Here is a 25,846-nt window from a genome sequence, read left to right as displayed (position 1 = left end):
ACGATTGGCGCGAATCGGAGGGCCTTTCTTCATGCGTGGTCTTCGCGTTGCCGGCTTCATACTCGCCTCGATCTTCTCTTTGACGTCCTGCGGTGGAGGCGGCGGCCGATCGTTTCTCGGTGGCAGCTCGGGGAACGGCGGCTCACCTTCCGGCGCAGCGAGCGGTAAAGGAAACGTCCAGTTCACGCTAACGATCCCGGCTGCGGGTTCGTCATCGACCACGTCCAGCGCCAAGCGGGTCGTCGATAGTGTTGCCAAGCCGCAGACGATATCGTCCGGCACGCAATCGATCACCGTGAGCGTCAACGGCGGAACGCCGCAGATTTTCAATGTCTCATCGTGCAGCGGCAGCCCTAACCTGACGTGCGTTTTGTCCATCGGCGCGAACTACGGACTCGACAGCTTCCTCATCATCACGTGGAGTGGGCCGAACGGAACTGGAACGGCCCTCAACGCTGCAGCCGTAACGTTCAATGTCAGTAGCAGCGGTCCAAATACTGCGAGTGCGACGGCGGGAAATTTGCTTACCGTCACGAGTAGCGGCGACGGGAGTGGCCCCTCGAATAGCTGTGCAGGCGGCACCACAACATGCACCTTGCGCGAAGCGGTTGCCGAAGCAAGCACAACGGCCGGCGTCTACACTGCGCTGATGTTCTCGGGCGTCTCGTCGATTACAGTCTCAACACCGATCACGCTCAGCGGTCAAAGCATCATCGTTCTCGGTCCGGGAGCCTCGGCACCAAATAGCGCCGGCGTGGGCGCGCCATCCGAATCGTCGGGCGTGACAATCAGCGGCGGCGGAGTTTCGCAAATTTTCGGCGTCAATCAGGGCTCTTCGCTCTTCATCGATGGTGTAACACTCTCGGGAGGGGTTGCTCCCGCCGAAGGCTCCGGCGGAGCGGTTGAAAACAACGGATCGCTCGCCATCGTGAACACTATTTTCAGCGGCAACGGCGGATCGTCCACAATCTACGGCGGTGCCGTATACGACGAAGGAGCAGTACCATCGACGATTGCAGCCTCGACCTTCACGAACAACACGGCGCTCTATCAGGGCGGCGCGTATTACAACGACGCCGGGGCGTCGTTCAGCCGCACGCTGTTCACTGGAAACGCCGCTTTCTCGTCTGGCGGCTGCAATTGTTCCGGCGGCGCGATCTACGCCTATTGGAATCTCAACGTCGATAGCTCGACGTTCACAGCGAACGTCGCAGGAAGCCAGACTGCAAGCGGCTTCACGGGCTCGGGCGGCGCGATCGCAATCTTCTACGACTCGCTCAGTCCGTCGATCACGAACTCGACGTTCGGCGGGAGCACTGCGTCTGCAGGCAATTTCGCAGGCGGCGCTGGTTCAAACGACGACGGAATCGGGGGCGCAATTTACAACGGCGGCCCAAGCACTCAACCCATGACGTTCAGCGGCAACACGTTCTCGCATAATATTGCGAAGGGCGGCGACGAAGCTTCCGGAGGCGCGATCTGGGATGACCGCGGCATCACCAGTACCACAGACACGTTTACGAACAACGTTGCCGATGGGACGGCCGCGACGAATTCAAGCGACGCTTACGGCGGCGCTGTCTATGACTCGGGAGCTATCTCATTTACAAGTGACATGTTCTCCGGCAACCAGGCACTCGGAGGCACTTCTCCATACGCCGGAAGCAGCGCCGGCGCGATTTACTCAGACGGTGCGTTGAGCGCGACGCAAACCACCTTCTCGAACAACTCGGTAGCGGCTGCTGATGACGCGTACGGTGGCGCGGTCTATGATGATGACCCGTCCGACACGGTCGTCTTTTCAAGCGTCCAGTTTACAGCCAATTCGGCGACGGCGTCCATACCGGGCAACCCGCAAGACTCTCCGGAAGCGGAAGGCGGTGGGCTCGAGATAGACTACGCGCCGATCAGCTGGTCGAACGTTACGATTAGCGGAAACACCGCGACGGCTACAGGGAACGCCACGTATCCGGGTAACGCGCTTGGCGGTGGATTCGAATATTATTCCGGCGACTCGCAGAATCAGGGCTGCGGTGACTGCTGCGACGAGCAGTGCTCGAAAGCGCGCAATGCTAACGCCACCGTACAACGCGCTCTGCCGCCCGCTGCAAAGGCGCATGCCGCACGTCTCGCGCGACGCGTAGCGCGCTTTGCGTCGATGAAGGCGCATCGAGCCTCGACACTTGCTCGAATGCAAGCTCTCGCTCTGGCTCGAACGCCGAAGAATACGAAGCACGCCTGGGCCGCCGCACAGCAGGCGGCAGTGAGAAAACCACAAGGCGCGTCCGGTCCGCCGAACGGGCTCGACACCGTGACGTTTATGAACAACACAGCGAACGCCGGCGCCGGCGGTTACGCGTATGGCGGCGGCGCCGAATTCTCCGGATACCCGACGACAAATGCGGTAGCGTTCACCGGGAACATCGCGGAAGCTTCCGGTACGGGTGGCTACGCCGTGGGTGGCGGCTTCACGTACGGCAACGAGGATAGCTGCGACACCTTAACCTTTACCGGAACCATCAGCGGCAACAGCGCGACCAACGCGGGCGGCGGAATATGGAACGTCTGCGGCGAGGTCGACATCGAAAGCAGCACGGTCAGCGGCAACAGCGTGACCGCTGTCGCGTACATAAACGACGGCGGCGGCGGATTGTGGAACTACGACACGATGACCGTGGTGCAAAGCTTGGTGAGCGGCAATAGCGTCGCCGGAGCGGTTGCAGGCACCGGGGGCGGCGGAATCCTTACGTACTCCAACTACACGAACGTCGTCAATTCGACGATCTTCAACAACACGTCGAGCGTCGATGGCGGAGGGATCGAAAATGCAGGCAACGGGGAGCTGGATCTCACGAACGCGACGATCACGCAGAACATGGCGACGGGGCATGGCGGAAACGTCAACAACGATCCGGCCGACCAGGCTCCCGGATCGACGTTCGTCTATATCGCGAACACGATTCTCGCCGGCGGTACCGCTGCAAGCGGCTCGGACGTGTGGAATCTCGACCAGTTCATCTCGTCCGGATACAACATCGTGCAGCAAAGCACGAACTTCGGAAGCGGCACTGCCAATACTCCGCAAACGGGCGATCTCATCGGCACGAATCCGCTGATATCGATGGCTCTTGCGGCGAATGGCGGGCCAACGCAAACGCTCTCCGATACGGCGTCAAGCCCGGGTACGGGACACATTCCGTTCGCAAGCGGCGAGTGCAATGGACAGAACGGAACGAACGTCGACCAACGCGGCTACACCCGTGGAGCCGGATCGGTTTGCGACGTAGGAGCGTACGAATTCTCGGGGGCTTCTTCGGGAACGCAGAGCGTACGGCGTGCTGCTCCTCGCGTAACGAGGTTTATCCGAGCCGGGAAGTAGATCTCCAAACGGAGAGCCCCGCCGAGCAATCGGCGGGGCTCTTTGTGACATCGCTCCGACAAGTAATTCTTGCCCTACCGCTTAAGTAACGATCAACTTTAGGGCGGAGGTCAGTTCGTGATTACAGGGATTCGTAGTGCAGCATTGTGTCTCGCCGTTTGCTTCGGGTTGGCCGCTTGCGGTGGGGGCGGTGCAAAGTCGCTCTTAGGTGGATCCGGAACCGGCTCGCCCGGCGGCAACGGCGGCGCCTCGGGTCCAAGCAGCGGCAGTAGAACGATCGCCGTCACGGTCCAACTACCGCCAGGTACCACGACCGCGAGCAGCGGTAGATCGGTCGTCTCGACGGCGAGCGCCGTACGCAAACCCGCGACGATCTCATCCCAGACACAGTCGATCTCCGTGACCGTCAACGGCGGAACACCGCAGAATTTCAACACGTCGGCGTGCACGGGCTCCCCGAATTTGACCTGCGTCCTTTCAGTCGGCGCGAACTACGGGCTAGACAGCTTCCTTATACTGACGTGGAGCGGTCCGAATGGAACCGGAACCGAGCTCAATGCAGCCGCAGTGACGCTCAACGTCACCGCGAGCGGCCCGAACACGGCAAGCGCGATCGCCGGAAACATCCTGACGGTCAACAGCAACGCCGACACGAGCGGCGGATCCAACAGTTGTGCGGCGGGTTCCGCGACGTGCACGCTGCGGGAAGCCGTTGCGGAAGCGAGCACGACGGCAGGCGTTGTGACCGCGATCATGTTCTCCGGCGTGACGTCGATTACGGTCGGCACTCCGATCACGATCAGCAATCAGAGCATCATCGTTCTCGGTCCGGGCGCTTCCGCCTCGAACACCGCGGGCGTCGGTGCGCCGTCAGCGTCGTCCAACTTGACAATCAGCGGCGGAAATTCGACGGGAATGTTCATTGTCGATACGGGCAGCCTGACGATCGACGGCTTGACGCTTGCCAACGGCTACAATGCTTCGGCGGACGAAGCCGGCGCCGCGATTGAAAATTATGGCACCTTGGCGATCGCCAACATGATTTTCTCCGGCAACAATGCCGGCCCGGGCGGCGAGGGCGGCGCCGTCTACGACGAGGGTCCGGGCGGAACGAACGATACGGTGCTCGCTTCGACCTTCACGAACAATACAGGCGAAGAAGGCGGCGCGTATTACGACGACAATGGCACGACCTTCAGCCGCTGCCTCTTTACGAACAATGTCGCGTTCGACAACAGTTACTATGGTGAGGGCGGGGCCATTTACGCCTACGCTAATATTAGCGTCGATAGCTCGACCTTCACCAGTAACAGTGCCGGGAGCACGTCGATAGCCGCCGATGGCTACGGCGGCGCGATTTCCATCGAAAGCGGTAGCATAGCGGCGTCGATAACGAACTCGACCTTCGGCGGCACGTCGGCAGCCTCCGGAAATTACGCGGGCGGCCCGGGCGGCTATTACGAGGCCTACGGCGGCGCAATCTACGACGACTCCGGCTATCCGACGACGCTAAGCGCTAACACGTTCACGAACAACAAGGCTGTCGGCTATTACGTTGTTGGCGGAGCAGTAGCTCTGGAGTACGGCACGAATGCGAGCGGTGACTCGTATTCAAACAACGTCGCCGACGCGTCGTCGAGTGACGACGAAGCTGACGGAGGCGCGATCTATACCGACGACCCGACGACGCTTACGAACGAGACGTTCACATCGAACTCGGCTCGCTCGGGCTACGACGAATACGCTTACGGCGGTGCGGTCGCCGTCAACGATACGCTTACCGCAAACAACGTCACGTTCACCGGCAACTCCGGCGTCGGAATCAGCGGCGCATACGTGTACGGCGGTGCGGTTTACGCCGATGATCTGATCGGCACCAACCTCACGTTTGAAAACAACTCGGCGACGTCGTCCGGGGGGCTTGAAGGAGAGGCCCTCGGAGGCGCACTCTACGTTGACTCCGATGCGACCCTAACGACGGCAACTTTCAACAATAACTCGGCAAGCGCAGAATACGCTTATGGAGGCGGCGCGTATCTGGACGGCGTTCTCGGCTTGAGCGGCGTGACGTTCACGTCGAATACGGCGACCGGCGGCACCGCAACCGCGTACGGCGAAGCCGATGGCGGCGGCCTCTATCAGGATCCTCCGACACTCGGCACGAGCCAGGCCGCACGATTGATGGTGAAGCGCGGGCCGCACTCGCAGCTCATCGCGCGACTGACGGCGCGCGATGCACGCCATGCCGCGCATCAGAGCCGCCATGCTGCGCAAGTGGCCGCCAAACCACCGGCTGCGCCCCGCACACCGAGCGCGCCGAAATCGAAGATGGCCGCGATTCGGAACGTACACCACGTCAAAGCGATCTTGACGAAAATCGCGAAGACGTACGTAAAAGGACAGCGGCGTTCCCCGCAGAGCGGCGGCATCACGTGGGCAAATCTCACCTTCACGAGCAACGTCGCGAGTGCCGGCCTTAGCGGCGATGCATACGGCGGCGGCATGTACTTCGACGACGACGCGACGGTCACGGGAACCTTCAATAAGAACCAGGCGCTCGCAATCGGGTCCGGCGCAACGACATACGGCGGCGCCGTCTATTGCGATTATGAGTTGACATTCACGGGGTCGGTCACGAACAACACGTCTCTCACGGAGGGCGGCGGTTTGTATGGAGATGACGATGTCGTAATCGAAAACAGCACGATCACCGGCAACAGCGTTTCCGCAGTACAAAATAGTTACGACGGTGGTGGCGGCGTGTACAACGATTCGACGCTTGTTCTCGATATGAGCACGCTGAACGGAAACACCGTTTCGGGAAGCGTCGCCGGGGCCGGCGGGGGTGCCCTGTTCAACTATTCCACCGCGACCATCACCAACTCGACGTTCTTTGAAAACATCTCGGCGATCAACGGCGGAGGACTCGAGAACCAATCGTCTCTGTACGTCACCAATGCGACGATTTTCGGGAATACCGCGACGGCGGCCGGTGGCAGTCTCGACAATTCCTCGAGTTCGTACATTCAGAATTCAATCTTCGCTGGTGGAACCGCGGCAAGCGGTGCGGAGCTGAACAACACCTCCTCGCTGACGTCCAATGACTACAACTTGATTCAAGGCACGATTGCCGGATCGTTCACGCCAGGCTCGCACGACAAGCTCGGCGTTAGTCCGGAGGTCTCTACGAGTCTCGCAAACAACGGCGGCACGACGCTAACGCTCTCGGATACGAGCACGAGTCCTGGTCGCGGCTACATTCCGTATAGCGGAGGCTGTGGCGCCGGCGGCCTAACCGTCGATCAACGCGGGTTCACGCGAGGGACGGGCAGCGTGTGCGACATCGGCGCGTACGAGTTCAGCGGCACGGCGACGACGCAAAGCAACGCGCGAAGGCGATAAACAAAAAAACCCCGCCGAGCAATCGGCGGGGTTTTCATTTTCCCTAGAGGTCTTCGGGGTTGATGCCCTTCTTCACGTACTGTGTCTTCGTCGGCGGGATACTGACCGAAACATCCGGCTCGTAGTCGCCTTCGTACGTGACGGTATTCTCTTGCAGACGTTGGCGCTCGTAGGGGCCCATCAGTTTCGAGCTCAGCTCTTCACCGCTCGGACCAATTACCGGGCCAGGCGCTTCCTCCGGCGCCGCGAAGCCGTCGTTGTAGATCGCGTACTTCGGACGGCCCTCGTCGTCAATCTCTTGCCCTTCGGGTTGAATCGCAACGTTGCGATAGCGCGACATTCCGGTACCCGCCGGGATGAGCTTGCCGATGATGACGTTCTCTTTGAGACCGAGCAACGGATCGTACTTGCCTTTGATCGCCGCGTCGGTGAGAACGCGCGTCGTCTCTTGGAAGCTCGCTGCCGAGAGGAACGATTCGGTTGCAAGTGAGGCTTTGGTAACGCCCAGCAACACCGGACGCCCTTGCGCAACTTCCTTACCTTCGCTCTTCATCTGCTCGTTTTGTTCATTGAACGCCGCTGCTTCGATTAGCTGACCCGGAAGCATCCGCGTATCGCCGCCCGTGACGACCTTCACCTTACGCAACATCGAACGAACGATCGTCTCGATGTGTTTGTCGTTGATGTCGACGCCTTGCGAGCGATAGACTTTCTGCACTTCCTGAACCAGGTAGTTTTGCAGCGCGGTCTCACCCTTGTACTCGAGAATCTCGTGTGGATCGAGTGAACCTTCCGTGAGCGGATCGGCCGGTTCAACTTTATCGCCGTCGTGCACGATCACGTGCGAGCCCAGCGGCGCTTCGAACTCGTGCTCCTCGCCGTGCTTGTCGGCGACGATCACCGTACGGCGATTACGCGTGTTGTCTTCGCCGATCCGAACCGTGCCCGAGACCGTCGAGATCATCGCTTTACCCTTGGGCTTGCGCGCCTCGAAGATTTCTTCGACACGCGGCAGACCGGTGATGATGTCTTCGGTTGCGACACCGCCCGTGTGGAAGGTCCGCAGCGTCAGCTGCGTGCCGGGCTCGCCAATCGACTGTGCTGCGATGATACCCACCGCCTCACCGATGTCGACCTTCTTCCCGGTCGCGAGATTGCGGCCGTAGCACATCGAGCAGACGCCGTACTTCGCTTGGCAGGTGAGGACGGAGCGAATCTTCACTTCGCCGATCTCTGCTGCGATGATCGCGGCGGCTTTCTCTTCGTCGATCTCCTCGTCGCGCAGAACGATCTTCTTGCGCGGTGAGGCCGGATCTTTGACGTCTTCCGCTGCACGGCGTCCGATCATACGATCGAACAACGGCTCGATCGTCTCTTTGCCGACGCGAATGTCGGTGACGATGATCCCGTCCGGCGTTCCGCAATCTTCCTCGCGAATGATGACGTCTTGCGCAACGTCGACCAGGCGGCGAGTAAGATAACCGGAGTCTGCCGTGCGCAGCGCGGTGTCGGCGAGACCCTTACGCGCGCCGTGCGTTGAGATGAAGTACTCGAGAACCGTGAGGCCTTCTTTGAGTGAAGCCTTGACCGGAATCTCGAGAATGCGTCCCGACGGATCGGACATCAGTCCGCGCATTCCGCCGAGCTGCTTGACCTGCGCGATCGAACCACGCGCGCCCGACGTCGCCATCATGAAAACGGGGTTGAGCGGATTCTGCGCGGCTTGCATGGCTGCAGTGACTTGATCTGAAGTTTGCTGCCAAACTTCAATCGTCTTGTTGTACTGCTCTTCTTGCGAGATGAAGCCTTGATCGAAGAGACGGTGCAGCTCGTCAACTTTATGCTGGGCGTCGTCGAGCAGCTTGTGCTTCTCGTCGGGCACGATGATGTCGTCGATTGCGACCGTCGTACCGGACTGAGTCGCGTAGTGGAAGCCGAGAGACTTGATCTCATCGAGGAACTTGGCCGTCTCGGCGTTGCCGTATTTGCGATAGCAATCGGTGATCAGCTTCTTGAGTGCCGACTTGTCGACGATATGGTTGACGTACGGGTGATGCCACTCGGTGGGGAAGCCACCGTTGAAGATCACGCGCCCAACCGTCGTGCGAATGAGCTGGTCGGTCATGCGAACGTTGATCCACTGTTGCAGACCGATCTTGCCGTGCTCGAAGGCGATGACCGCCTCTTTACTATCACGGAACGTCGGCAGCGCTTCGCCGTTCTCGGTCTTCTTGCCGTTCTTGGAGTGCACCTTACCGACGGCTGACTCGACGGCAAGTCCGAGCGAATCTTCTTCGGAGATCGCGCCACGCGCCGGGCCGCTGTACTCCTCACGTTGGAACGTAAGGTAATAGAGTCCGAGCACCATGTCTTGCGTCGGAATCGAAACCGGGTTTCCGAAGCTCGGCTGCAAGATGTTGTTCGCAGAGAGCATCAGGATACGCGCTTCGGCTTGTGCCCCGGCGCTCAGCGGCAAATGGACCGCCATTTGATCGCCGTCGAAGTCGGCGTTGTACGGCGTGCACACCAGCGGATGCAAGTGAATCGCCTTGCCCTCGACCAGAACCGGTTCGAAGGCTTGAATGCCGAGACGGTGGAGCGTCGGTGCGCGATTCAGCAACACCGGATGTTCGCGGATGACTTCATCCAGAACGTCCCACACCTCAGGACGCACGCGCTCGACCATGCGCTTTGCGCTCTTGATGTTGTGCGCCTGTCCGCGATCAACGAGCTTCTTCATCACAAACGGTTTGAAGAGCTCGAGGGCCATTTCTTTGGGCAGACCGCATTGATGGAGCTTGAGCGTCGGACCGACGACGATGACCGAACGGCCCGAGTAATCGACGCGCTTACCGAGGAGATTCTGACGGAATCGTCCCTGCTTACCCTTGAGGATGTCGGAAAGCGATTTGAGTGGACGATTGTTGGGTCCCGTGACGGGGCGTCCGCGGCGTCCGTTGTCGATCAACGCATCGACCGCTTCTTGGAGCATGCGCTTTTCGTTCTTGATGATGATCTCGGGAGCCGAAAGCTCGAGCAACCGCTTCAGACGATTGTTGCGGTTGATGACGCGGCGATAAAGATCGTTGAGATCGCTCGTCGCAAAGCGGCCGCCGTCGAGCTGAACCATCGGCCGAAGCTCCGGCGCAATGACCGGAACAGCGGAGAGAATCATCCACTCCGGTTTGTTGCCGCTCGCGAGGAATGCTTCAACCACCTCAAGGCGCTTGATCGCCTTGATGCGCTTTTGTCCGCTGGTCTCGTGATATTCTTTGCGGAGCTCTTCTTGGAGTCTGCGCAGGTTGAGATCTTTTAAAAGGTCGCGGACCGCTTCCGCACCCATGCCGGCTTTGAAGCGATTGCCGTACTTGTCGCGCGCTTCCCGATACTTTTGCTCGGTAAGAATCTCGCGCTTGCCAAGGGACGTGTCGCCCGGATCGGTGACGACGTACGCGGCGAAGTAAATGACTTTCTCGAGCTGTCGCGGCGACATGTCGAGCAAGATGCCGATACGGCTCGGTACGCCCTTGAAATACCAAATATGCGAAACGGGCGTCGCAAGCTCGATGTGCCCCATGCGTTCGCGCCGCACTTTTGCGCGCGTGATTTCGACGCCGCAGCGATCGCAGATCATGCCCTTGAAGCGGATGCGCTTATATTTACCGCAGTGGCATTCCCAATCTTTAGTCGGCCCGAAAATCTTTTCGCAGAATAGGCCGTCGCGCTCGGGTTTGAGCGTCCGGTAGTTGATCGTTTCGGGCTTCTTTACCTCACCGAACGACCAGGCGCGGATTTGCTCGGGACTGGCAAGCCCGATCCGCATTGCGTCGAAATTGTTGACGTCGAGAAGATTCAATTTTACTCCCGCGGGATGCAGCCCGCACCGATTGTAGCGCTTCGGAGCTCAGAGGCGCACAGAATCAGGCGCAAAACGTCTCGGGGAAATAAAAAGAACCCGAGCTCGTCTTCGCCTGTTCGTTCGTACGCGTTCAGCGGCCGAGGGGCATAGACAAATAGTATACCGGCCCCTTACAACCCCGTCAACGGGAGCCGGGTGTCACCTGGGGCGGGCTTTAGCCCGGAAGTGCGCCTACGCCACCAAGGTTAGCTAGCGAAGTATTTTCGGATGAACGTTTCATAAGGGGTCCCCGCTATCTGGAAGCCTGCGTTAGTTACGAGTTTTGTAGCAGCTTCTGCCCCTTGTCCTTTTTTCTCTGCCTCTATTATGCCAATCGCGACCGCGATTCGTGTCCCACCTGCTCAATGCGTCAGCGTTTTTGAGCCGGGCGGGGCACTTTCGATCGCCTCCCGGATCTTGTGGACGTCCTCCCGGCTCATCGTCTGGCCCGTATACGGGACCGAGACGTAGCGCATCCCCAGCGCCTCGACTTTTGGCCCCTCGGGTTCTTCTTGCTCCTCGGGCATCCGGACATTGATGACGGTCCCGTACCCTTGGGCCGGAAGCTCAGCCAACTCAGCATCTTTCGGTTGACCGGCGACCGTAATCCCGGCGATCGTCGCCTCGTTGATCATGGCACCTTCCCTAGGTCTTCGCCCGGCTTGAGGTTCCCGGCTTCCATGAAGCGCCGGACCGAAAGCGTATAGCCGCGTTGGCTGTCCTCAGCCTTGGGCGCGGTTTGGGCCCAATTCAAATATGCCCGTCCACTCAGGCGAAGCAGCCGTTTTGCCAAGTCGTCGTGATTGAGTGCCTCGGCGGCATCGGCCGCGATCTTATAGGCTGCGCCGGCCCGATCGTGTGCGCGTTGCTCTTCGAATCGCTCGGCTTCCGCGATTGCGCGCTCCATCGCGGCCTCCGGCTCGCCGGAACGGATGAGCTTCATGAGCGAATCGAGCATCGCCCCGCGGGGTTCACGGGCGGACGTTGGCAGGCCGCCGAAAATCGCGGCGCTTCCTACGTGTGGCGAGAGCAGCCGGCGCCAGCGCAGCTGCGTGTCGATCGTTTGAACCAGACTTCGAAAATCGAACGGCTTTGAAACGAAGTCTTGCACCCCGGCGTGCAACGCCTCGAGCTTGTCTTGCGGGCGCGAACGATGCGTCAGCATGACGACCGGTATGTGCGCGGTTAGATGCTCTTTGCGCAGGGTTTCCGTTGCCTCTTCACCGTCCATGACGGGCATGATCCAATCCATCAGGATCAAATCCGGCTGAATACGGCCGGCGGCTTCAATCGCTTCTTGTCCGTTCGACGCTTCGCTGATCTCGAACCGCTCACGTTCGAGCAGCTTGCGGAGCAAGGTCCGAAGCGCTTCGTCGTCGTCGACCACGAGAACGCGGCCTCGTCCGGCTGACTCGGCCTGCGCAAGCGTGCTGGCGGTCGACATTGCGGCCCCCGCGGCGCGAACGCGCTTTTCGATTAACTTGCGTGCGTCGGCCGAGAGCGAATCGACGTTCGGAATCTCGACGTAACCGTAGCGCAGCTCGCTGAGCCCAAGGGGGAATCCACTGTCGAAACGCAGGGGCGAGACGCTGAAAATGAGGTCGCGCGCTTCTTCGCTGGAAAGGCCCTTGCCGTCAAACCAACCCTCGGGGCTCTCGGCAGCGGGTATGACGAACTGTTCCTCGGAGAGCCACACGCGGACGGCCTCGACCTTACGCGTAGCGATTAACTCGCTGGCAAGACGATGCGCGAGCTCGACGCTGGAAACGACGCTCATGTTCCAGCCGTTCGGCTCACCCGCGGGGCCCTCCCTCGGCCGCCGAGGCGAGCACCCGATGTCGCGCGAACCTTACTTTGTGAGCGAGGTACATCGTGGATAACGACAGCGTTGCCAAACAAATGAACCGCGGGCTCTTCTTAGCGCCCGATCTCGAGCTCGACGAAGACGACGATCCCTTGTTGGAACAAGCGCGGGAGAATGTGGACGAAGAGGTCGACGAAATCGAAGAAAAGCGTGAACGCAAATCCGAAAATAAGAAAGAGCGCCCATGACGGGCGCTCTTTGACTTTACGGAAGCTCGATCTCGGAGAGATTCTTCTCGATCTTGCGCTTGACGCGTTGCAACGCATTGTCGATCGATTTCACGTGACGATTTAAATCGCGCGCCATTTCCTGATAGCTCTTGCCCTCGAGGTAACTGAGCAAAACTTGCGATTCAAGATCCGAGAGATTCTCTTGGATACGTTCTTTGATATCTTCAGAGACTTCTTGGTTGATGACGAGCTCTTCAGGATCGCTCGTTTTCTGTGAAGCCATGACGTCGAGCAGCGTGCGCTCGCTGTCTTCATCATAGATCGGCTTATTCAGCGAGATATATTGATTGAGCGGAATGTGCTTCTGCCGCGTCGCGGTCTTGATGGCCGTGATGATCTGACGTGTAATGCACAACTCGGCAAACGCACGAAAGCTCGAAAGCTTGTCGGCCTTGAAGTCGCGAACCGCTTTGTAGAGTCCGATCATCCCTTCTTGGATAATGTCTTCGCGGTCGGCGCCGATGAGAAAATAACTCTTCGCTTTGATGCGCACGAAGTTCTTATATTTGTTGAGCAAGAACTCCATTGCGAGGTTGTCGCCTGATTTCGCGATAGCGACAAGGTCCTCGTCCGGCCGCTCGTGATAATCGAGCGTTCCCTCGGACGGCTGCGTGAGCGCCATTTCTTCTTATTTACCTCAGGAAAGAACGACGTGCCGAAATCGCAAGCCGCGGCTTGTCGAACCGGGCACATCCTGATGAGTATAGGGAGGTCCTCCCTAAGCAGTCAACAAGCTGCCCGTTGACGGCGTACCTCGAAGAGTAGCACAGCCGCGGCCACGGATGCATTCAAAGAGGCAATCCGGCCCGCCATCGGGATGCCCAGCACCCAGTCGCACTCCTTGCGAACGACCGGCGAGATGCCGGCCCCCTCGGCACCGATGACGAGCGCCAGGTCTGCCCGCAGGTCAGCCTGATCGTAGGGAACCGCCTGCTCCGAGAGATCGGCCCCGGCGATCCAGAGTCCGGCGTTTTTAAGACTGCGCAGCGATTGCGCCACGTTCGCCACCCGGACAATCGGAACGTAAGCCGTGGCGCCGGCGGCGGCTTTGCGCACGGTCGCATTGACGCCGGCGCTCCGGCGCTCGGGTACGACAACGGCGTCCGCCGCGACCGCCTCCGCAGTCCGGATGATCGCGCCCAGATTGTGCGGATCGGTGATGTGGTCGAGGACGACGATGAGTGCCGGCGACGCCGCGCGGCGCTTTCGCCGCTCGAGCACGTCTTCGAGGGTGACGTAGTCGAAGGGTGCCGTGAATGCGACGACGCTCTGATGCGCTTTGTAGGGAAACTGCGCGAAGAATCCGCGGCCTTCAAAGCGCACCGGAATAGCCGCATCGGTTGCGGCCGCGAGCAGCTCGCGGAGCGCCGGATCGCGCCGCCGTACATCGCCGATATGAATGCGCAACAGCTTCTCACCGCCTGCGAGCGCTTCCGAAACGGCGTGAACGCCGTAGACGATGCCGTCGAGATCGACGACGTTGCGGCGATTTACTCGCCGGCGAGGGTCCAGGTCGTCGTTCCTTCGCGCGTATCGCGCAGCTCGATGCGTTCGGCGACAAGCGCATCGCGAATCTGATCGGCGAGCGCGAAATTTCTGTTGCGACGGGCTTCATCGCGCGCAGCTATTGCGTGCGCGATGATTCGCTCGCCGCTATCGCCGTCGAAACCAACGACCGCCTCCAAGCTCTCGCGCAACCGCTCCGCTTTGGCGTCGATGTCGACTTCGATCACGGGTTCCGTGAGCCAACGCTCATCCGGAGCCAGTCCCAGCAGCGTCAGCGCGTATCCGAGCGCACGTGCCGCATCGAGCGCTTCGCCGCGCTGGACGTATTCTTCGGCGCGATTCACCGTCTCGAAAACGACTGCGAGGGCCGCTGCCGTATTCATATCGTCAGCCAGCGCTTCCTCGATACGCGTGACGATGCCGTCATGTTCGGCGTGCGTCTCGAAATCGACGGATGTGCCGCTCGTCAGAGTACGCCAGGCCTTTCGCAGCTTGTTGACTGCGACGGTCGCCCCGCTGAACGAATCTTCCGTGAAATTCATGCGCTTGCGATATCCCGTCTGCAAAAACAGGAGTCGAATCGCTTGCGTATCGGCACGATCGAGCAGCTCGTAAAGCGGCTCGTAGTTGCCGAGTGATTTCGACATCTTACGCTGCTCGAAGGTGAGCAGCCCGCCATGCATCCAGACATTCACCATCGGCGGCGGCAGGATCGATTCACTTTGCGCGATTTCGTTCTCGTGATGCGGGAAGATCAGATCCGCGCCGCCGCCGTGAATGTCAAACGGCTCGCCGAGCAGATCGTGTGCCATCGCCGAGCACTCGATGTGCCATCCGGGCCGGCCCGGACCGAAACTCGAGGGCCACGACGGCTCGCCCGGTTTCTCAAATTTCCATAGCGCGAAATCAAGCGGGTTCTGCTTCTTCTCGTTCTCGCGAATACGCGCGCCGATCATCAGCTCGTCGGGGTTTTCGCCGGAGAGTTTGCCGTACGCCGGAAACGATGCGACGCGGAAGTAGACGCCGTCCTCGCTCGCGTACGCATGGCCGGTTCCAACCAATTCCTCGATCATCTTCAGGATCTGTGGAATATATTCCGTCGCGCGCGGTTCGACGTCGGGTTCTGCGACGCCCAGGCGCCGCATCGAGCGTTTGAAGCTCGAGTAATACCGCTCGATGATTTCATGCCATGGGCGGCCTTCTTGACGTGACGCCTCGATCGAGCGGTCGTCGATATCGGTTACGTTTTGCACGTAGGTAACTTTGTAACCGAGGTGCCGCAAATAGCGCCGAAAGACGTCGAAGAATAAAAACGAGCGCGCGTGACCGAGGTGCGGTTCACCCGAGGGCGTCAATCCACAGACGTATATCCGAACCTCGCCCTCGCGCACCGGCGCAAATTCTTCGACCCGGCGCGAGCGAGTGTTATAGAGCCGCAGCATCCAGACTGTCAGGCTCGATTTCGACTTCGGTCTCGGTTGCGACCGTCTCGGCTGCGGCCTGCGCGATGCGCAGGCGCTCCTCGAGCGTGCGAATCCGAGCTTCGAGGCGCGCGATCATCGTCGCCGTCGGATCGGGCATTTGCACTTGTGCGCGCGACGTGGGTTCGGCTTCGGCCGCTTCCGGCGCGGGTTTTCCGTCTTTCGAAACGATCCGGCCCGGGATGCCGACGACCGTTGCGCCCGGCGGAACGTCTTTGACGACGACGGAGCCTGCACCGACGTGCGCATTCTCGCCGACGAGGATGTCACCCAGGATCGCTGCACCGACGCCGACGACGACGTTGTCGAGTAATGTCGGATGCCGTTTTCCGGGTTTGAGCGACGTACCGCCTAATGTTACGCCCTGATACAACGTGACGTTCCGCCCAATGATCGTCGTAGCGCCGATCACGACGCCCATCCCATGATCGATGAAAAACCCCTCGCCGATCATCGCTCCCGGATGAATCTCGATTCCGGTTGCAAAGCGTACGATGTGCGCGAGAAATCGCGGCAGGACCGGCACGCCCGCTTTGTACATCGCGTGAAGCGCACGGTGCGCGGTGATCGCGTGGAAGCCTGGATACGACAGCACGATGTCCAGAATGCCGTCGGCTGCCGGGTCGCGCTCGAGCGGCGCCCGGAGATCGGCGAGGAACGTTTCCCAAGGTCTCGTCATCGATTACCTACTAACGCGCATTTGCCGCGTCACGGTTGCCGGAAGCGCCGGCCGCGTCGATGCGCGCGCGGATGCGCGCTTCACCGAGAAGCGGGAAGACGAGCGCGAGTGGCGCGCCCTTTGCGTGCCCGGTCAGCGCGAGGCGGACCGCGTGATACGCTCGCTTCTTCTCGACGCCGAACTGCTCGGAAAGCCGTGGGATGCTGCGCGCGTCCGGTTCGCCCGCAATCGCCGCCAGCAAGCGCCGGACGCTGGGGTCCTCGAAAAGACCGCGCTCTTCGGATGGCAGCTCGATCGAGTCTACACAGAGGTCGGTCACGAATGGACGCGCTTGCGCGATCGTTTGCAGCTCTTCGCCGTATGCGTCGATGAACAAGCCGATCCACTCAGGCGTTTGCCGGTATCCCCACTGTTGCATCGACTCCGTCAGTAGCACGGTCAGACGCTCGCGCGGCAGCTTCCGCAACGCGCGCTGATTGAACGCCAGCAACCTTCCTTCGTTGAAGATCGCGCCCGCGTGCTGCACGCGTTCGAGTGAGAAGACTTTTGCGAGCTCATCGAGCGTCAAGTCCTCACGTCCGTCAGGCGCGGACCATCCTAGAAGCGCGAGATGATCGACCATGGCACCCGGCTGAATACCGATCTCGCGAAACTCCTCGATACTCACGGTATCGTGACGCTTCGAAAGCTTTTGGTGCTGCTCGTTGAGGATCAACGGCACATGTGCGTAGCGTGGCGCTCGCAAATCGAGTGCTTCGAGAATCCGCATTTGCACCGGGGTGTTTGGAAGATGCTCGTCCCCGCGCACGACGACATCGATCTCCATCAGCGCGTCGTCGACCGACGCGGCGAAATTATACGTCGGACCGCCGGCAGTTTTGACGATTACCGGATCGGGGATCAAAGCGTTCTCGAAAACGACCGTTCCTTTCACCAGATCATCGATGCTCGTCTTGCCTGGCGGGATGCGAAACCGCAATGCGCCTTCATTTTCATATGCGAGGCCGGCCTCACGCAAGCGCTGCGCAAACCCACGATAGATTTCGGCGCGTTCCGATTGACGGTACGGACCGTACTTTCCGCCGACGTCTGGGCCTTCGTCCCAGCTTAGTCCGAGCCAGTGAAGCGCTTCGAGATGCGGCGCTTCCGTCTCCGTGCGGTTGCGGCTCGCATCGGTATCCTCGATGCGCACGATGAACGCACCGCGTGTACGGCGCGCGAGCAGGTAATTGAACAGCGCGGTGCGCGCATTCCCGACATGCAAGCCTCCGGTCGGCGAGGGTGCATAGCGGACGCGTTGCGGAACGTCGTAGTCGAGCCGAGTCATCGTCTCTCGATCAATGCGACCGCGTGCACGGCAATTCCGCTCCCATCGCCCGTGAATCCCATGCCGTCGGTCGTCTTTGCTTTGATGCTCACGCTCGCGAGCTCAATGCCGAGCACGGTTGCGAGGGAGGCACGAATTGCAGCAATGTGCGGCGCGAGCACCGGCCGCTGCACGATGACGGTGGCATCCAGATTGCTCACCTGATATCCCGCTTCCGCGGCCATCTGGACGCACGCCGCCAGCAGATACATCGAATCCGCGTCGCGCCAGCGTTCGTCGCTGGAAGGGAAATGCGTCCCCAAATCACCGAGCGCGCACGCGCCGAGGATCGCATCCGAAATCGCATGCGCCAGTGCATCGCCATCCGAATGACCGGCGGGTCCTCGATCGTGTGCGATCTGGACGCCGCCCACAACGAACTTGCGCCCCGCTTCGAGCCGGTGAGCGTCAAAACCGTGGCCGATGCGCATTAGACTGCGGCCCGCTCACGCAAGATTAGCTCGGCACGCGCAAGATCGGCCGGCACGGTTACCTTGAAATTCTCCGCGTTCCCCTCGACGACAATCACGGCCAGTCCGGCATCTTCGAGCAACGCTGCGTCGTCGGTGACACGAATTCCCTGCGTCTGGGCAGCCCGGTGCACGCGCAGCAGGTCATCGAGCATTCCGAATTGCGGCGTCTGCGCTGCCCACAGTTTGGCCCGATCGAGCGTGCCGGTAACCTTTCGCGAACCATTGACTTGCTTGATGGTGTCGACGACCGGGATCGCGAGCAACGCACCAACGCCGGGCGCAACCACCGCCATTCCGCGACGAACGTCCTCGATGCGAATCATCGGACGGGCGCCGTCATGGATGAACGCATACTGCGGTCCGGTTCCCGCACCTTCGGAGAGCGCGACCAGCGCGAGTCGAACGCTATCTTGCCGCTCGGCACCACCCACGATCACCCGCGTGTCGAGTTTGGACGCCGCGCGTTTCACAAGCGTCTCGACTGAAGGAACGAATTCGGCTTCGGTCGTTACGACGAGCGTCGAGACTTCCGGCATCGCCGCGAACGTTTCGACCGACCACGCAAGCATTGGTTTTCCGGCAATATCGATCAATTGCTTCGGCTGTCCGAAACGTTGGCCGCTTCCGGCAGCGACGATGACCGCGCCCCAGCTCACCGTTTCGTCTTTGCAAAAATCATGCGACCGGCTACCGTCTGCAGAACGCTCGTAACCACGACGTCGGCACTCTCGCCGATCAAGCGGCGTCCATTTTCGACGACGATCATCGTTCCGTCGTCGAGATAGCCGACACCCTGTTGTGATTCTTTTCCTTCGCGCAAAATCGCGACGTGCATCTCCTCGCCGGGCAGAACGATCGGCTTGACCGCGTTCGCCAGCTCGTTGATGTTCAACACTGCTACGCCTTCGACGTGGGCGACCCGATTCAAGTTGTAGTCGTTGGTGACGAGACGCCCGCCCGTCTCGCGCGCCATTCGAACCAGTTTGGCATCGACACCGACGACCTCGGGATAGTCGATCTCGCTGATCTCGATCGGCACGATTTCCTGCAATTTGGAGAGCACGTCGAGGGCGCGCCGTCCGCGCGACCGTTTCATTCCATCGGTCGAATCCGCGATCAATTGAATCTCGTGAAGCACGAAGCGCGGAACGATATATGGCGGGTCGAGAAATCCACTCTCGACGATCTCGGTGATGCGGCCGTCAACGATCACCGACGTATCGATGATCTTTGCGGGGAATTTCTGCACGGCTTTCGCGCCGTCGGCGCCCCCTAAGCCGACACGCTGTTTGGCACCGACGCGCGCGCCGAGATACGCGGCGAAGATGCTCACGATCAAATACAGCACCGCGGCAACGTATATCCCGGCCTGGCCGACGAAGCGAATGTAGTCGAAGAGAATACTCTTGATCAGGAATGCGATGATCAATCCGGCGATGAGTCCGACCACGCCGCCCGCGATCTCACTTGGAGCTCGGCGTTCGATACTGCGCTCCGTGGCGGATAGCGCGCTCTCGAAAAAGACCTGCGCGTACGGCGTCAAGAGCACGCCCGCCAGCGCACCGACGACGGGGGAAACGATCAGCAGCGTCAGCTGTAAACGCGCCCCTGCTACGTGGAGCGAAAGCGTCCGGTCGTACAGCTCGCGTCCCAGCAAGAATCCCGCCGTTGCAAAAGCGATCGCGAACAGAACGCGCAGCAGCGCTCCGGCAACGTCGGCTTCGGGCTTACGCGATGAACTCTGCGCAGACATCGTTGGCTACAAATTTGCCGGCGTCCGTCAAGCGAACGTGCGTCGGTGTTATTTCGAGCATCCCGGCCCCCTCGAGGTCCCGGATCGAACGCTGGTATGAAGACAGAAAATCAATCCCATAGCGTTCGCGGAAACGGGACAGATCGACTCCTTCGTAGGTACGCAGCGCAAGCATCGCAGCCTCGCCGATCTGCGCCGCCCCCGCGAGGCGCTCGGAGCTCCCAGGGATCGGGTCGCCGGAAAGCGCGGCGCGGACGTACTCTTCGAGATCGCGGGTATGGACCGACCGCGTCCCCTCCAGATACGAAGCCGCGCCAACGCCGAGTCCTAGATACTCACCGTTTAGCCAATAGTTCTGGTTGTGCCGGCAGCGGAATCCGGAGCGCGCGAAATTTGAAACCTCGTAGTGCCCAAATCCGGCTTGTACGAGCCGATCGATCGCGTAGCGGTATTGCTCGGCTTCTAGATCGTTGCCCACGAAGGCCTCAGGCTGCCGCTTCTGCCATTCCTCGTACGGTGTTGACGGTTCGATCGTGAGCGCGTACGTCGAGATGTGTTGCGGCTCGAGCGCGAGCGCAGCGTTTACCGAACGCTTCCACGATTCGAGCGTTTGACCCGGAACCGCAAACATAAGATCGAGTGAAAGATTGTCAAAGCCGGCATTCCGGGCGCGCTGCACTACCGTCGTAACGTCTTGCGGCGAATGCTGCCGGCCCAGCGTTCGCAGCTCCGCGCTTTCGAAGGATTGCGCGCCGATCGACAAACGGTTGACGCCCGCGCGCCGGTAATCGAGCAAGGCCTCGCATAAGTCCGGATCCGGATTCGCTTCGAGCGTGATCTCGGCGTCCGCGGCCAGACCAAATCGCGCACTCAGCGCCCGGATCAGCTCGACGAGCGCCTCCGGCGCAATCGTGTTCGGGGTGCCGCCGCCAAAAAACAATGTCGACGCCACCACCGGCGGCGCGGATGCAATCTCAGCGTGCAATCCGGAAAGATAACGTTCCGCCGAGCTGCGCCGGTACGGCCACTTGGCAAAATCGCAGTATGGGCAGATGTACGGGCAAAATGGGAGATGGACGTAGATCGAAGCCATCGGCGTCTAGAACACGGAAAAGATACCGGCGGCTCCGATACCGGCGTGCACCGCGATTGCGGGTCCTGTTTCGACGATCTCCAAGCGGGCCGGCCGCGTCGTCAGTTTCGCAAGTAAGCGGTCGCGCAGCGCTTCGGCCGTTCGGAATGCGCGCGAATGGACGATCGCGATGCGCGCGCCGGCGGCGGAAGCGACGTGCACGACTGTTGCCTCTACAAGTGTCTCCAGCGCGCGTTCGAATGTGCGTACTCGCGCAAATTCTGCAATCTTGCCGTTCTCGTCGAGTGTGATCACGGGTGAGAGCTTCATGATCCCGCCTAGCATCGCCATTCCTTTGGAGACCCGTCCGGTCCGCACGGCGTGCGATAGGTCCGGTATCGCCGCAAACAGCCGCTGACGCGCGCGCAGTTCCTCGATCTTCCGCACGATCTCCGTGCCGGTCTTTCCTTCTGCCGCCAGTTCTGCGGCGGTACGGACGAGCAGCATGAGGCCTGCCGAGACCGTACGTGAATCGACGATGTGAATCACCGCAGAAGAGACATCCTTGGCGGCCGCGTAAGCAGCGTTGATCGTCCCCGAAAGCGCGCTCGAGATCGAGACGCAAACGATCTCTCGTCCCGCATCGGCAAGACGCGCAAAGCATTCGGCGTAGCTCGCAGTCGAAGCTTGCGTCGTCGTCGGTAGCACGTCGCCCGCACCCAAGCGCGCATAGAATTCGTCGCGCGTGATGTCTATTTCGTCGCGAAAGCTCGACTCACCGAAGTTGACGAAGAGCGGGACGACATCGATGCCCAAATGCGCAGCGGCCTCCGGCTCGAGATCGGCCGTCGAGTCGGTGACGACTGCGACGCGCAAGCTACGCGCGCGCGGCTTGTACGAGCGGCGCGACCAGACTCGCGATCTTCCCGACGACGTCCTCGTGCACTTCGGTCGCGGCGACTCGAATTGCGTTGCGAATTGCGATGCGGCTGCTGCGGCCATGTGCCACGATGCAATTTCCGCGCAACCCGAGCAATGGCGCCCCGCCATATGTCTCATAGTGCAGAGTGCGCTTGAGACGCGTGAAGGCCCGCCGCGTCAAGAGTGCACCGAGCTGTACGTCCGGGCCGCTCGAGAGCAATGCGTCGCGAATCGCCCCCTGCAGAGCAATACTTTCTGCCTCTGCGAGCTTGAGCATGACGTTACCGACGAAACCATCCGTCACGAGCACGTCGGCGCGGCCCGAAAAGACATCGCGGCCTTCCGCATTTCCGATGAAGTTAATCGGAGCCGACTCGAGTAGCTCGGCTGCCTCGAGGACTTGCGCATTCCCTTTGCCACGCTCTTCGCCGATCGATACGATCGCTACGCGCGGCTTCTTCACGCCGAGCACGGCCTGCGCGTACGCCGAGCCCATGATCCCGAATTGCATCAACCACTCGGGTTTGCAATCCACGTTCGCGCCGGCGTCGATAAGCACGACCGGTTGAATCGGCGTCGGCAAAATCGTACCGATCGCGGGCCGCGCGATCCCCGTAATCGTTCGCAAGCGTATCAACGCAATCGCCAGAAATGCGCCGCTCGATCCCGCCGAGACGATCGCGTCGGCTTTGTCGTCACGCACGAGCTCGACGGCCGCGCCTAAGCTCGTATGCTCTGCGCCGCGAATCGCCTGCGATGGCGCTACGTCCATCGGTATGACTTCCGGCGCGTGCACGATCGGGATCTCGTCTTCGCTTATGCCTGTGTAGAACGGCCGGATACGCTCTTTGTCGCCGACTAAGACGACACGCGCAAATCCGTCGCGATACGCGGCGATTGCGCCGGCAACGATCTCGCGAGGTGCGTTGTCCCCACCCATCGCGTCAACCGCAATGACGGGTCTATCCTTACCGTTCAAATGCCACCACGTACTCCGACGTTCGCTGCCCACCGTAAAACCATTCGAATTCGACCTTCGGCATGCGCTCGCGAAGCGCATTCGTCAGGTTCTCCGCGTCGCGTTCCTCTTGGGTTCCCCCGTAGTAGAGCGTCACAAGTCCTCCCGAGACCGCGCCCAGACGGAGCGCAACATCCCCGAGCACCTGTTCGGGAGCACCGTTTGTGAGGAGGTCGGCCCCGATCGTCGCGGCACGCACGCGCGTGGCGGCTGCGTCAAGCTCGATCCGCGATGGAACGGGCCCGGCTTCCATGCGGCCGCCGAATTCGACCAATACCGCCAAACTCGCAGCCGCGCCATACGGCGGTAGCACGATCACGGCGCTGCCGTTCGTTGCAGCCGCGGCCTCTTCGGCGAGCACGTTCGTATTCGGATCGTCCGGCAGAACGACGACGACATCCGAGTTGCACGCGGCGATCGCGTCCGCGATCTCTTCGCGATTCGGCTTCTTCTCTTGCGTTACGATCGTTTCGGCTGCACCCAGCTCGCGCGCGATGCGCTCGAATCCGCTTCCAGGGACGACGACAACGAATGAGAGCGCGCGCTTAGGCCGCTGCGCGAGCAGGACGCGATGCTGCTGCTGCATGTCGTCGATCTTGACACGATCGACCGTTCCGTGTTCGGCAGCGATCGACTGCACCCGCTCCGGAATATCGGTATGAATGTGAATGCGCAACGTCGGTCGCGCGCCGGCGACCAGCAGCGAATCGCCGTGCGGAGTCAAATGCGTCTTGAGCGCATGCGGTTCGATCGAGGCTTCACTCAACACGAATTCCGTGCAGTACTTGTTCGACGAGACATCTTGACGTTCGATGAAAGCCCGGGTTCGATGCGCATGGCGCGGATAGGACGTCGCACGCGCACGTGTGCCGGAACCGAAACGCAAGATGGCTTCGAGAAAGTATAACAGTCCCGCGCCGCCGGCGTCGACGACACCGGCATCGCGTAAGATCGCAAGCTGCTGCGGCGTGCGTTCGAGCGCGTCCCCGGCGGCGCGCACGATGGCTTCGCCCAGCTCGTAAAGATCGTTCGCGTGCGTGCCTGCCAGAGCGGCCTCGTCCGCGGCCGCAGCTGCAACCGAGATGATCGTGCCCTCAACGGGATCGAGCAGGGCCGCTCGGGCTTCTGCGACGGCTCGCTGAAGCGCCGGAGCAACTTCGGAAGACGTGACCACTCGCGGGCTGCGCACGGCATCCGCAAACCCTCGCAGCATCTGCGAGAAAATCACGCCCGAGTTCCCGCGCGCGCCGAGCAGCGCTCCGCCTGCCGCTGCCGTGGCGATCTCGCCGAGAGACTTGCCCCGAGCCCGCCCCGCCGCGAGGAGCGCCGACCTCGCCGTTACGTAGAGGTTGGATCCCGTGTCGCCGTCGGTGACGGGAAAAACGTTGAGGTCGTTCAGCAGAACGCGATACTTCTTAAGGAAGTACGCGCCGGCGGCGATGAGCTTGATGAAGCCTTGACCGTCGAGAACGGTGACAGCCCGCATGCGGCCCGTCCTTGGGGGAGCGCGGGGGCCTCTCCTTGGCTGACCGACTCTCGCCCGCTTCCCTCCCAAAGGAGGACTGTCGTGGACAGTTCACCACCCGGCGTGGTATTATTCCGCGGTTGCTCCGCCGGCGTTTCGGCGAAGCGTGTCTTTTATCGAAGGGCAGTTAGATGGCGAAGCGTTGCGATGTTTGTGGCAAGGGACCGATGGCGGGTAACAACGTCAGCCATGCCATGAACAAAACGAAGCGCCGCTGGCTTCCGAATCTTCAGCGCGTCCGCGTCGACGATCATGGCACGCACCGCACCGCACGCGTCTGCACCTCGTGCTTGCGCGCCAAGAAAGTCCGCCGCGCCGGCTAGAGGCTCTCCCAGCCCGTCGGCTCGAGCGCGCGCACTCCGGCGTCGTCGCGCAAGCGAACTGATTCTTCGGCCGTAATCGCGCCGATTCGAGAGAGCGGGCGCCCAAACGTGTGCTCGAAGCGGTTTGCAATCGTCGAAAACGCGCGCGGCGCGATCGCAACCAGCAGCTCGAAATCTTCGCCGCCCCCAAGCGCGTAGGAGAGCGGCTCCTTTTTCAGCGCCTCTGCGATCGGATATGCGCACGTCGCGACGGGCAGCGCACCGGCATCGATCTCAGCTCCGACGTGCGAGGCGGCGCACAAGCGATGCAGATCGGTCGAGAGTCCGTCTGAGATATCCATCATCGCGTGAACGTTCGCCGATCCGCCAAAACGCCGGCCTTCAGCCAGCCGCGCGTGCGGTCGTCGATAGGCGGCGAGCGCGTCGCGGAAATGCTGCTCGTCAAGGTTCGGACGATCGAGCAAGACGTCGATTCCGGCGCGGCTCGCGCCCAGCGGACCTGTGACCGCGAGAACGTCACCGGGCCGTGCGCCGCTGCGCATCTTTCGGTGCGACGGACGCACTTCGCCGATCGCGGTGATCGAAAGAAACAGCGCAGGCGCGCGGACGACGTCTCCGCCGACAAGCGCGATTTTGCTTCGGATTGCCAGCTCTGCCATGCCGCGATAGCAATCCAGTATCCAGTCTTCATGGACGCCGCGCGGAACACCGAGCGCAATCGTTGCGAGGACGGGACGCGCCCCGACTGCGGCAAGATCGGAGAGATTCGATACCAGCGCACGCCAACCGACGTCGGCCGCACTCATGCCGTCGCGCAGAAAATGAATGTCTTCTACGAGCGCATCGGTCGTAACGACACTCTCGGCGTCGCGCGCCGGCTTCCAAATCGCGGCATCATCTCCGATGCCGGCACGTATCTTCTTCCCTTGCGACGCGTATGTCGTCGTCGCGATTGC

The 25,846-nt window shown here is 61.0% G+C and carries 20 protein-coding genes and 1 pseudogene; 4 read left to right on the top strand and 17 right to left on the bottom strand.

Features of this window, described 5'->3' with window-relative positions; translation table 11 throughout:
• Positions 1-31 precede the first annotated feature (31 nt).
• The gene (locus VGG22_03910) at positions 32-3,379 is read left to right on the top strand and encodes a choice-of-anchor Q domain-containing protein (GenBank protein HEY1727510.1); all 3,348 of its coding nucleotides are present in this window, start codon (positions 32-34) and stop codon (positions 3,377-3,379) included.
• A 110-nt stretch (positions 3,380-3,489) separates the two neighbouring features.
• On the opposite strand, the gene VGG22_03905 is transcribed toward VGG22_03910, so the two are convergent.
• Entirely contained in the window at positions 3,490-3,789 is a 300-nt protein-coding gene (locus tag VGG22_03905; GenBank protein HEY1727509.1) for a hypothetical protein, read from the bottom strand.
• Between VGG22_03905 and VGG22_03900 the strand changes: the two genes are divergently transcribed.
• Positions 3,779-6,781: a choice-of-anchor Q domain-containing protein gene (locus VGG22_03900; GenBank protein ID HEY1727508.1), complete on the top strand. Its 3,003-nt coding sequence runs from the start codon at positions 3,779-3,781 to the stop codon at positions 6,779-6,781. The two genes, VGG22_03905 and VGG22_03900, sit on opposite strands and share 11 nt — an antisense overlap.
• A gap of 319 nt (positions 6,782-7,100) precedes the next feature.
• Here VGG22_03900 and rpoC read toward each other — a convergent pair.
• The 3 genes and pseudogenes from rpoC to VGG22_03885 form a co-directional block, all read right to left on the bottom strand.
• A pseudogene (gene rpoC, locus VGG22_03895) lies at positions 7,101-10,604 on the bottom strand (DNA-directed RNA polymerase subunit beta').
• Between the two features lie 437 nt (positions 10,605-11,041).
• Entirely contained in the window at positions 11,042-11,314 is a 273-nt protein-coding gene (locus VGG22_03890) for a sulfur transferase domain-containing protein (protein HEY1727507.1), read from the bottom strand.
• Positions 11,311-12,456 carry a response regulator gene (locus VGG22_03885; GenBank protein ID HEY1727506.1) on the bottom strand — a complete coding sequence of 382 codons (1,146 nt, stop codon included), beginning with the start codon at positions 12,454-12,456 and terminating at the stop codon, positions 11,311-11,313. The genes VGG22_03890 and VGG22_03885 overlap by 4 nt, the downstream gene beginning before the upstream one ends.
• Positions 12,457-12,578: 122 nt before the next feature.
• On the opposite strand from VGG22_03885, the gene VGG22_03880 reads away from it, so the two are divergent.
• Positions 12,579-12,731 carry a hypothetical protein gene (locus VGG22_03880; protein HEY1727505.1) on the top strand — a complete coding sequence of 51 codons (153 nt, stop codon included), beginning with the start codon at positions 12,579-12,581 and terminating at the stop codon, positions 12,729-12,731.
• A gap of 16 nt (positions 12,732-12,747) precedes the next feature.
• On the opposite strand, the gene sigH is transcribed toward VGG22_03880, so the two are convergent.
• The 12 genes from sigH to VGG22_03820 all read right to left on the bottom strand — a co-directional run bounded on the left by sigH (position 12,748) and on the right by VGG22_03820 (position 24,528).
• Positions 12,748-13,395 carry an RNA polymerase sporulation sigma factor SigH gene (sigH, locus tag VGG22_03875; GenBank protein HEY1727504.1) on the bottom strand — a complete coding sequence of 216 codons (648 nt, stop codon included), beginning with the start codon at positions 13,393-13,395 and terminating at the stop codon, positions 12,748-12,750.
• Positions 13,396-13,499: 104 nt separating this feature from the next.
• Positions 13,500-14,234, bottom strand: coding sequence for a 23S rRNA (guanosine(2251)-2'-O)-methyltransferase RlmB (gene rlmB, locus VGG22_03870; protein HEY1727503.1), 735 nt, complete (start codon positions 14,232-14,234; stop codon positions 13,500-13,502).
• A 29-nt stretch (positions 14,235-14,263) separates the two neighbouring features.
• Positions 14,264-15,721 carry a cysteine--tRNA ligase gene (gene cysS, locus VGG22_03865; GenBank protein HEY1727502.1) on the bottom strand — a complete coding sequence of 486 codons (1,458 nt, stop codon included), beginning with the start codon at positions 15,719-15,721 and terminating at the stop codon, positions 14,264-14,266.
• Positions 15,705-16,439: a serine O-acetyltransferase gene (gene cysE / locus VGG22_03860; GenBank protein HEY1727501.1), complete on the bottom strand. Its 735-nt coding sequence runs from the start codon at positions 16,437-16,439 to the stop codon at positions 15,705-15,707. The genes cysS and cysE overlap by 17 nt, the downstream gene beginning before the upstream one ends.
• 10 nt (positions 16,440-16,449) lie before the next feature.
• The gene (locus VGG22_03855; GenBank protein ID HEY1727500.1) at positions 16,450-17,766 is read right to left on the bottom strand and encodes a glutamate--tRNA ligase family protein; all 1,317 of its coding nucleotides are present in this window, start codon (positions 17,764-17,766) and stop codon (positions 16,450-16,452) included.
• Positions 17,763-18,236: a 2-C-methyl-D-erythritol 2,4-cyclodiphosphate synthase gene (gene ispF / locus VGG22_03850; protein ID HEY1727499.1), complete on the bottom strand. Its 474-nt coding sequence runs from the start codon at positions 18,234-18,236 to the stop codon at positions 17,763-17,765. Before ispF ends, VGG22_03855 begins: the two co-directional genes overlap by 4 nt.
• A complete protein-coding gene (gene ispD, locus VGG22_03845) occupies positions 18,236-18,934 on the bottom strand; it encodes a 2-C-methyl-D-erythritol 4-phosphate cytidylyltransferase (GenBank protein HEY1727498.1) in 699 nt (232 codons plus the stop codon). The genes ispF and ispD overlap by 1 nt, the downstream gene beginning before the upstream one ends.
• On the bottom strand, positions 18,931-20,031 hold the full coding sequence (locus tag VGG22_03840; protein ID HEY1727497.1) for a PIN domain-containing protein: 1,101 nt from the start codon (positions 20,029-20,031) through the stop codon (positions 18,931-18,933). Before VGG22_03840 ends, ispD begins: the two co-directional genes overlap by 4 nt.
• Complete coding sequence (gene hemW / locus VGG22_03835) at positions 20,006-21,124, bottom strand: radical SAM family heme chaperone HemW (protein ID HEY1727496.1); 1,119 nt, start codon at positions 21,122-21,124, stop codon at positions 20,006-20,008. Before hemW ends, VGG22_03840 begins: the two co-directional genes overlap by 26 nt.
• A gap of 6 nt (positions 21,125-21,130) precedes the next feature.
• Positions 21,131-21,979, bottom strand: coding sequence for a DegV family protein (locus VGG22_03830; protein ID HEY1727495.1), 849 nt, complete (start codon positions 21,977-21,979; stop codon positions 21,131-21,133).
• 1 nt (position 21,980) lies between these two features.
• Positions 21,981-23,036 carry a phosphate acyltransferase PlsX gene (gene plsX, locus VGG22_03825; GenBank protein ID HEY1727494.1) on the bottom strand — a complete coding sequence of 352 codons (1,056 nt, stop codon included), beginning with the start codon at positions 23,034-23,036 and terminating at the stop codon, positions 21,981-21,983.
• Positions 22,993-24,528: a DAK2 domain-containing protein gene (locus tag VGG22_03820; GenBank protein ID HEY1727493.1), complete on the bottom strand. Its 1,536-nt coding sequence runs from the start codon at positions 24,526-24,528 to the stop codon at positions 22,993-22,995. The genes plsX and VGG22_03820 overlap by 44 nt, the downstream gene beginning before the upstream one ends.
• Positions 24,529-24,698: 170 nt before the next feature.
• On the opposite strand from VGG22_03820, the gene rpmB reads away from it, so the two are divergent.
• Positions 24,699-24,890: a 50S ribosomal protein L28 gene (gene rpmB / locus VGG22_03815; protein ID HEY1727492.1), complete on the top strand. Its 192-nt coding sequence runs from the start codon at positions 24,699-24,701 to the stop codon at positions 24,888-24,890.
• Here rpmB and thiL read toward each other — a convergent pair.
• The gene (gene thiL, locus VGG22_03810) at positions 24,887-25,843 is read right to left on the bottom strand and encodes a thiamine-phosphate kinase (GenBank protein HEY1727491.1); all 957 of its coding nucleotides are present in this window, start codon (positions 25,841-25,843) and stop codon (positions 24,887-24,889) included. The genes rpmB and thiL overlap by 4 nt on opposite strands.
• Positions 25,844-25,846 lie beyond the last annotated feature (3 nt).

This window comes from Candidatus Baltobacteraceae bacterium (genome assembly GCA_036489885.1).
In the GTDB taxonomy this organism is placed as follows: Bacteria; Vulcanimicrobiota; Vulcanimicrobiia; order Vulcanimicrobiales; family Vulcanimicrobiaceae; genus JAFAMS01.
The sequence above is the reverse complement of the archived record's forward strand: the minus strand, read 5'-3'. Positions and strand labels throughout refer to the sequence as shown.

Bases quoted from the DNA above. Each gene is read 5' to 3' on its own strand.
- VGG22_03910 (HEY1727510.1), top strand. From the start codon at position 32: ATGCGTGGTCTTCGCGTTGCCGGCTTCATACTCGCCTCGATCTTCTCT.
- VGG22_03890 (HEY1727507.1), bottom strand. From the start codon at position 11,314: ATGATCAACGAGGCGACGATCGCCGGGATTACGGTCGCCGGTCAACCG.
- VGG22_03885 (HEY1727506.1), bottom strand. From the start codon at position 12,456: ATGAGCGTCGTTTCCAGCGTCGAGCTCGCGCATCGTCTTGCCAGCGAG.
- VGG22_03880 (HEY1727505.1), top strand. From the start codon at position 12,579: ATGAACCGCGGGCTCTTCTTAGCGCCCGATCTCGAGCTCGACGAAGAC.
- sigH (HEY1727504.1), bottom strand. From the start codon at position 13,395: ATGGCGCTCACGCAGCCGTCCGAGGGAACGCTCGATTATCACGAGCGG.
- cysS (HEY1727502.1), bottom strand. From the start codon at position 15,721: ATGCTGCGGCTCTATAACACTCGCTCGCGCCGGGTCGAAGAATTTGCG.
- cysE (HEY1727501.1), bottom strand. From the start codon at position 16,439: ATGACGAGACCTTGGGAAACGTTCCTCGCCGATCTCCGGGCGCCGCTC.
- VGG22_03855 (HEY1727500.1), bottom strand. From the start codon at position 17,766: ATGACTCGGCTCGACTACGACGTTCCGCAACGCGTCCGCTATGCACCC.
- ispF (HEY1727499.1), bottom strand. From the start codon at position 18,236: ATGCGCATCGGCCACGGTTTTGACGCTCACCGGCTCGAAGCGGGGCGC.
- VGG22_03840 (HEY1727497.1), bottom strand. From the start codon at position 20,031: ATGTCTGCGCAGAGTTCATCGCGTAAGCCCGAAGCCGACGTTGCCGGA.
- hemW (HEY1727496.1), bottom strand. From the start codon at position 21,124: ATGGCTTCGATCTACGTCCATCTCCCATTTTGCCCGTACATCTGCCCA.
- VGG22_03820 (HEY1727493.1), bottom strand. From the start codon at position 24,528: ATGCGGGCTGTCACCGTTCTCGACGGTCAAGGCTTCATCAAGCTCATC.
- rpmB (HEY1727492.1), top strand. From the start codon at position 24,699: ATGGCGAAGCGTTGCGATGTTTGTGGCAAGGGACCGATGGCGGGTAAC.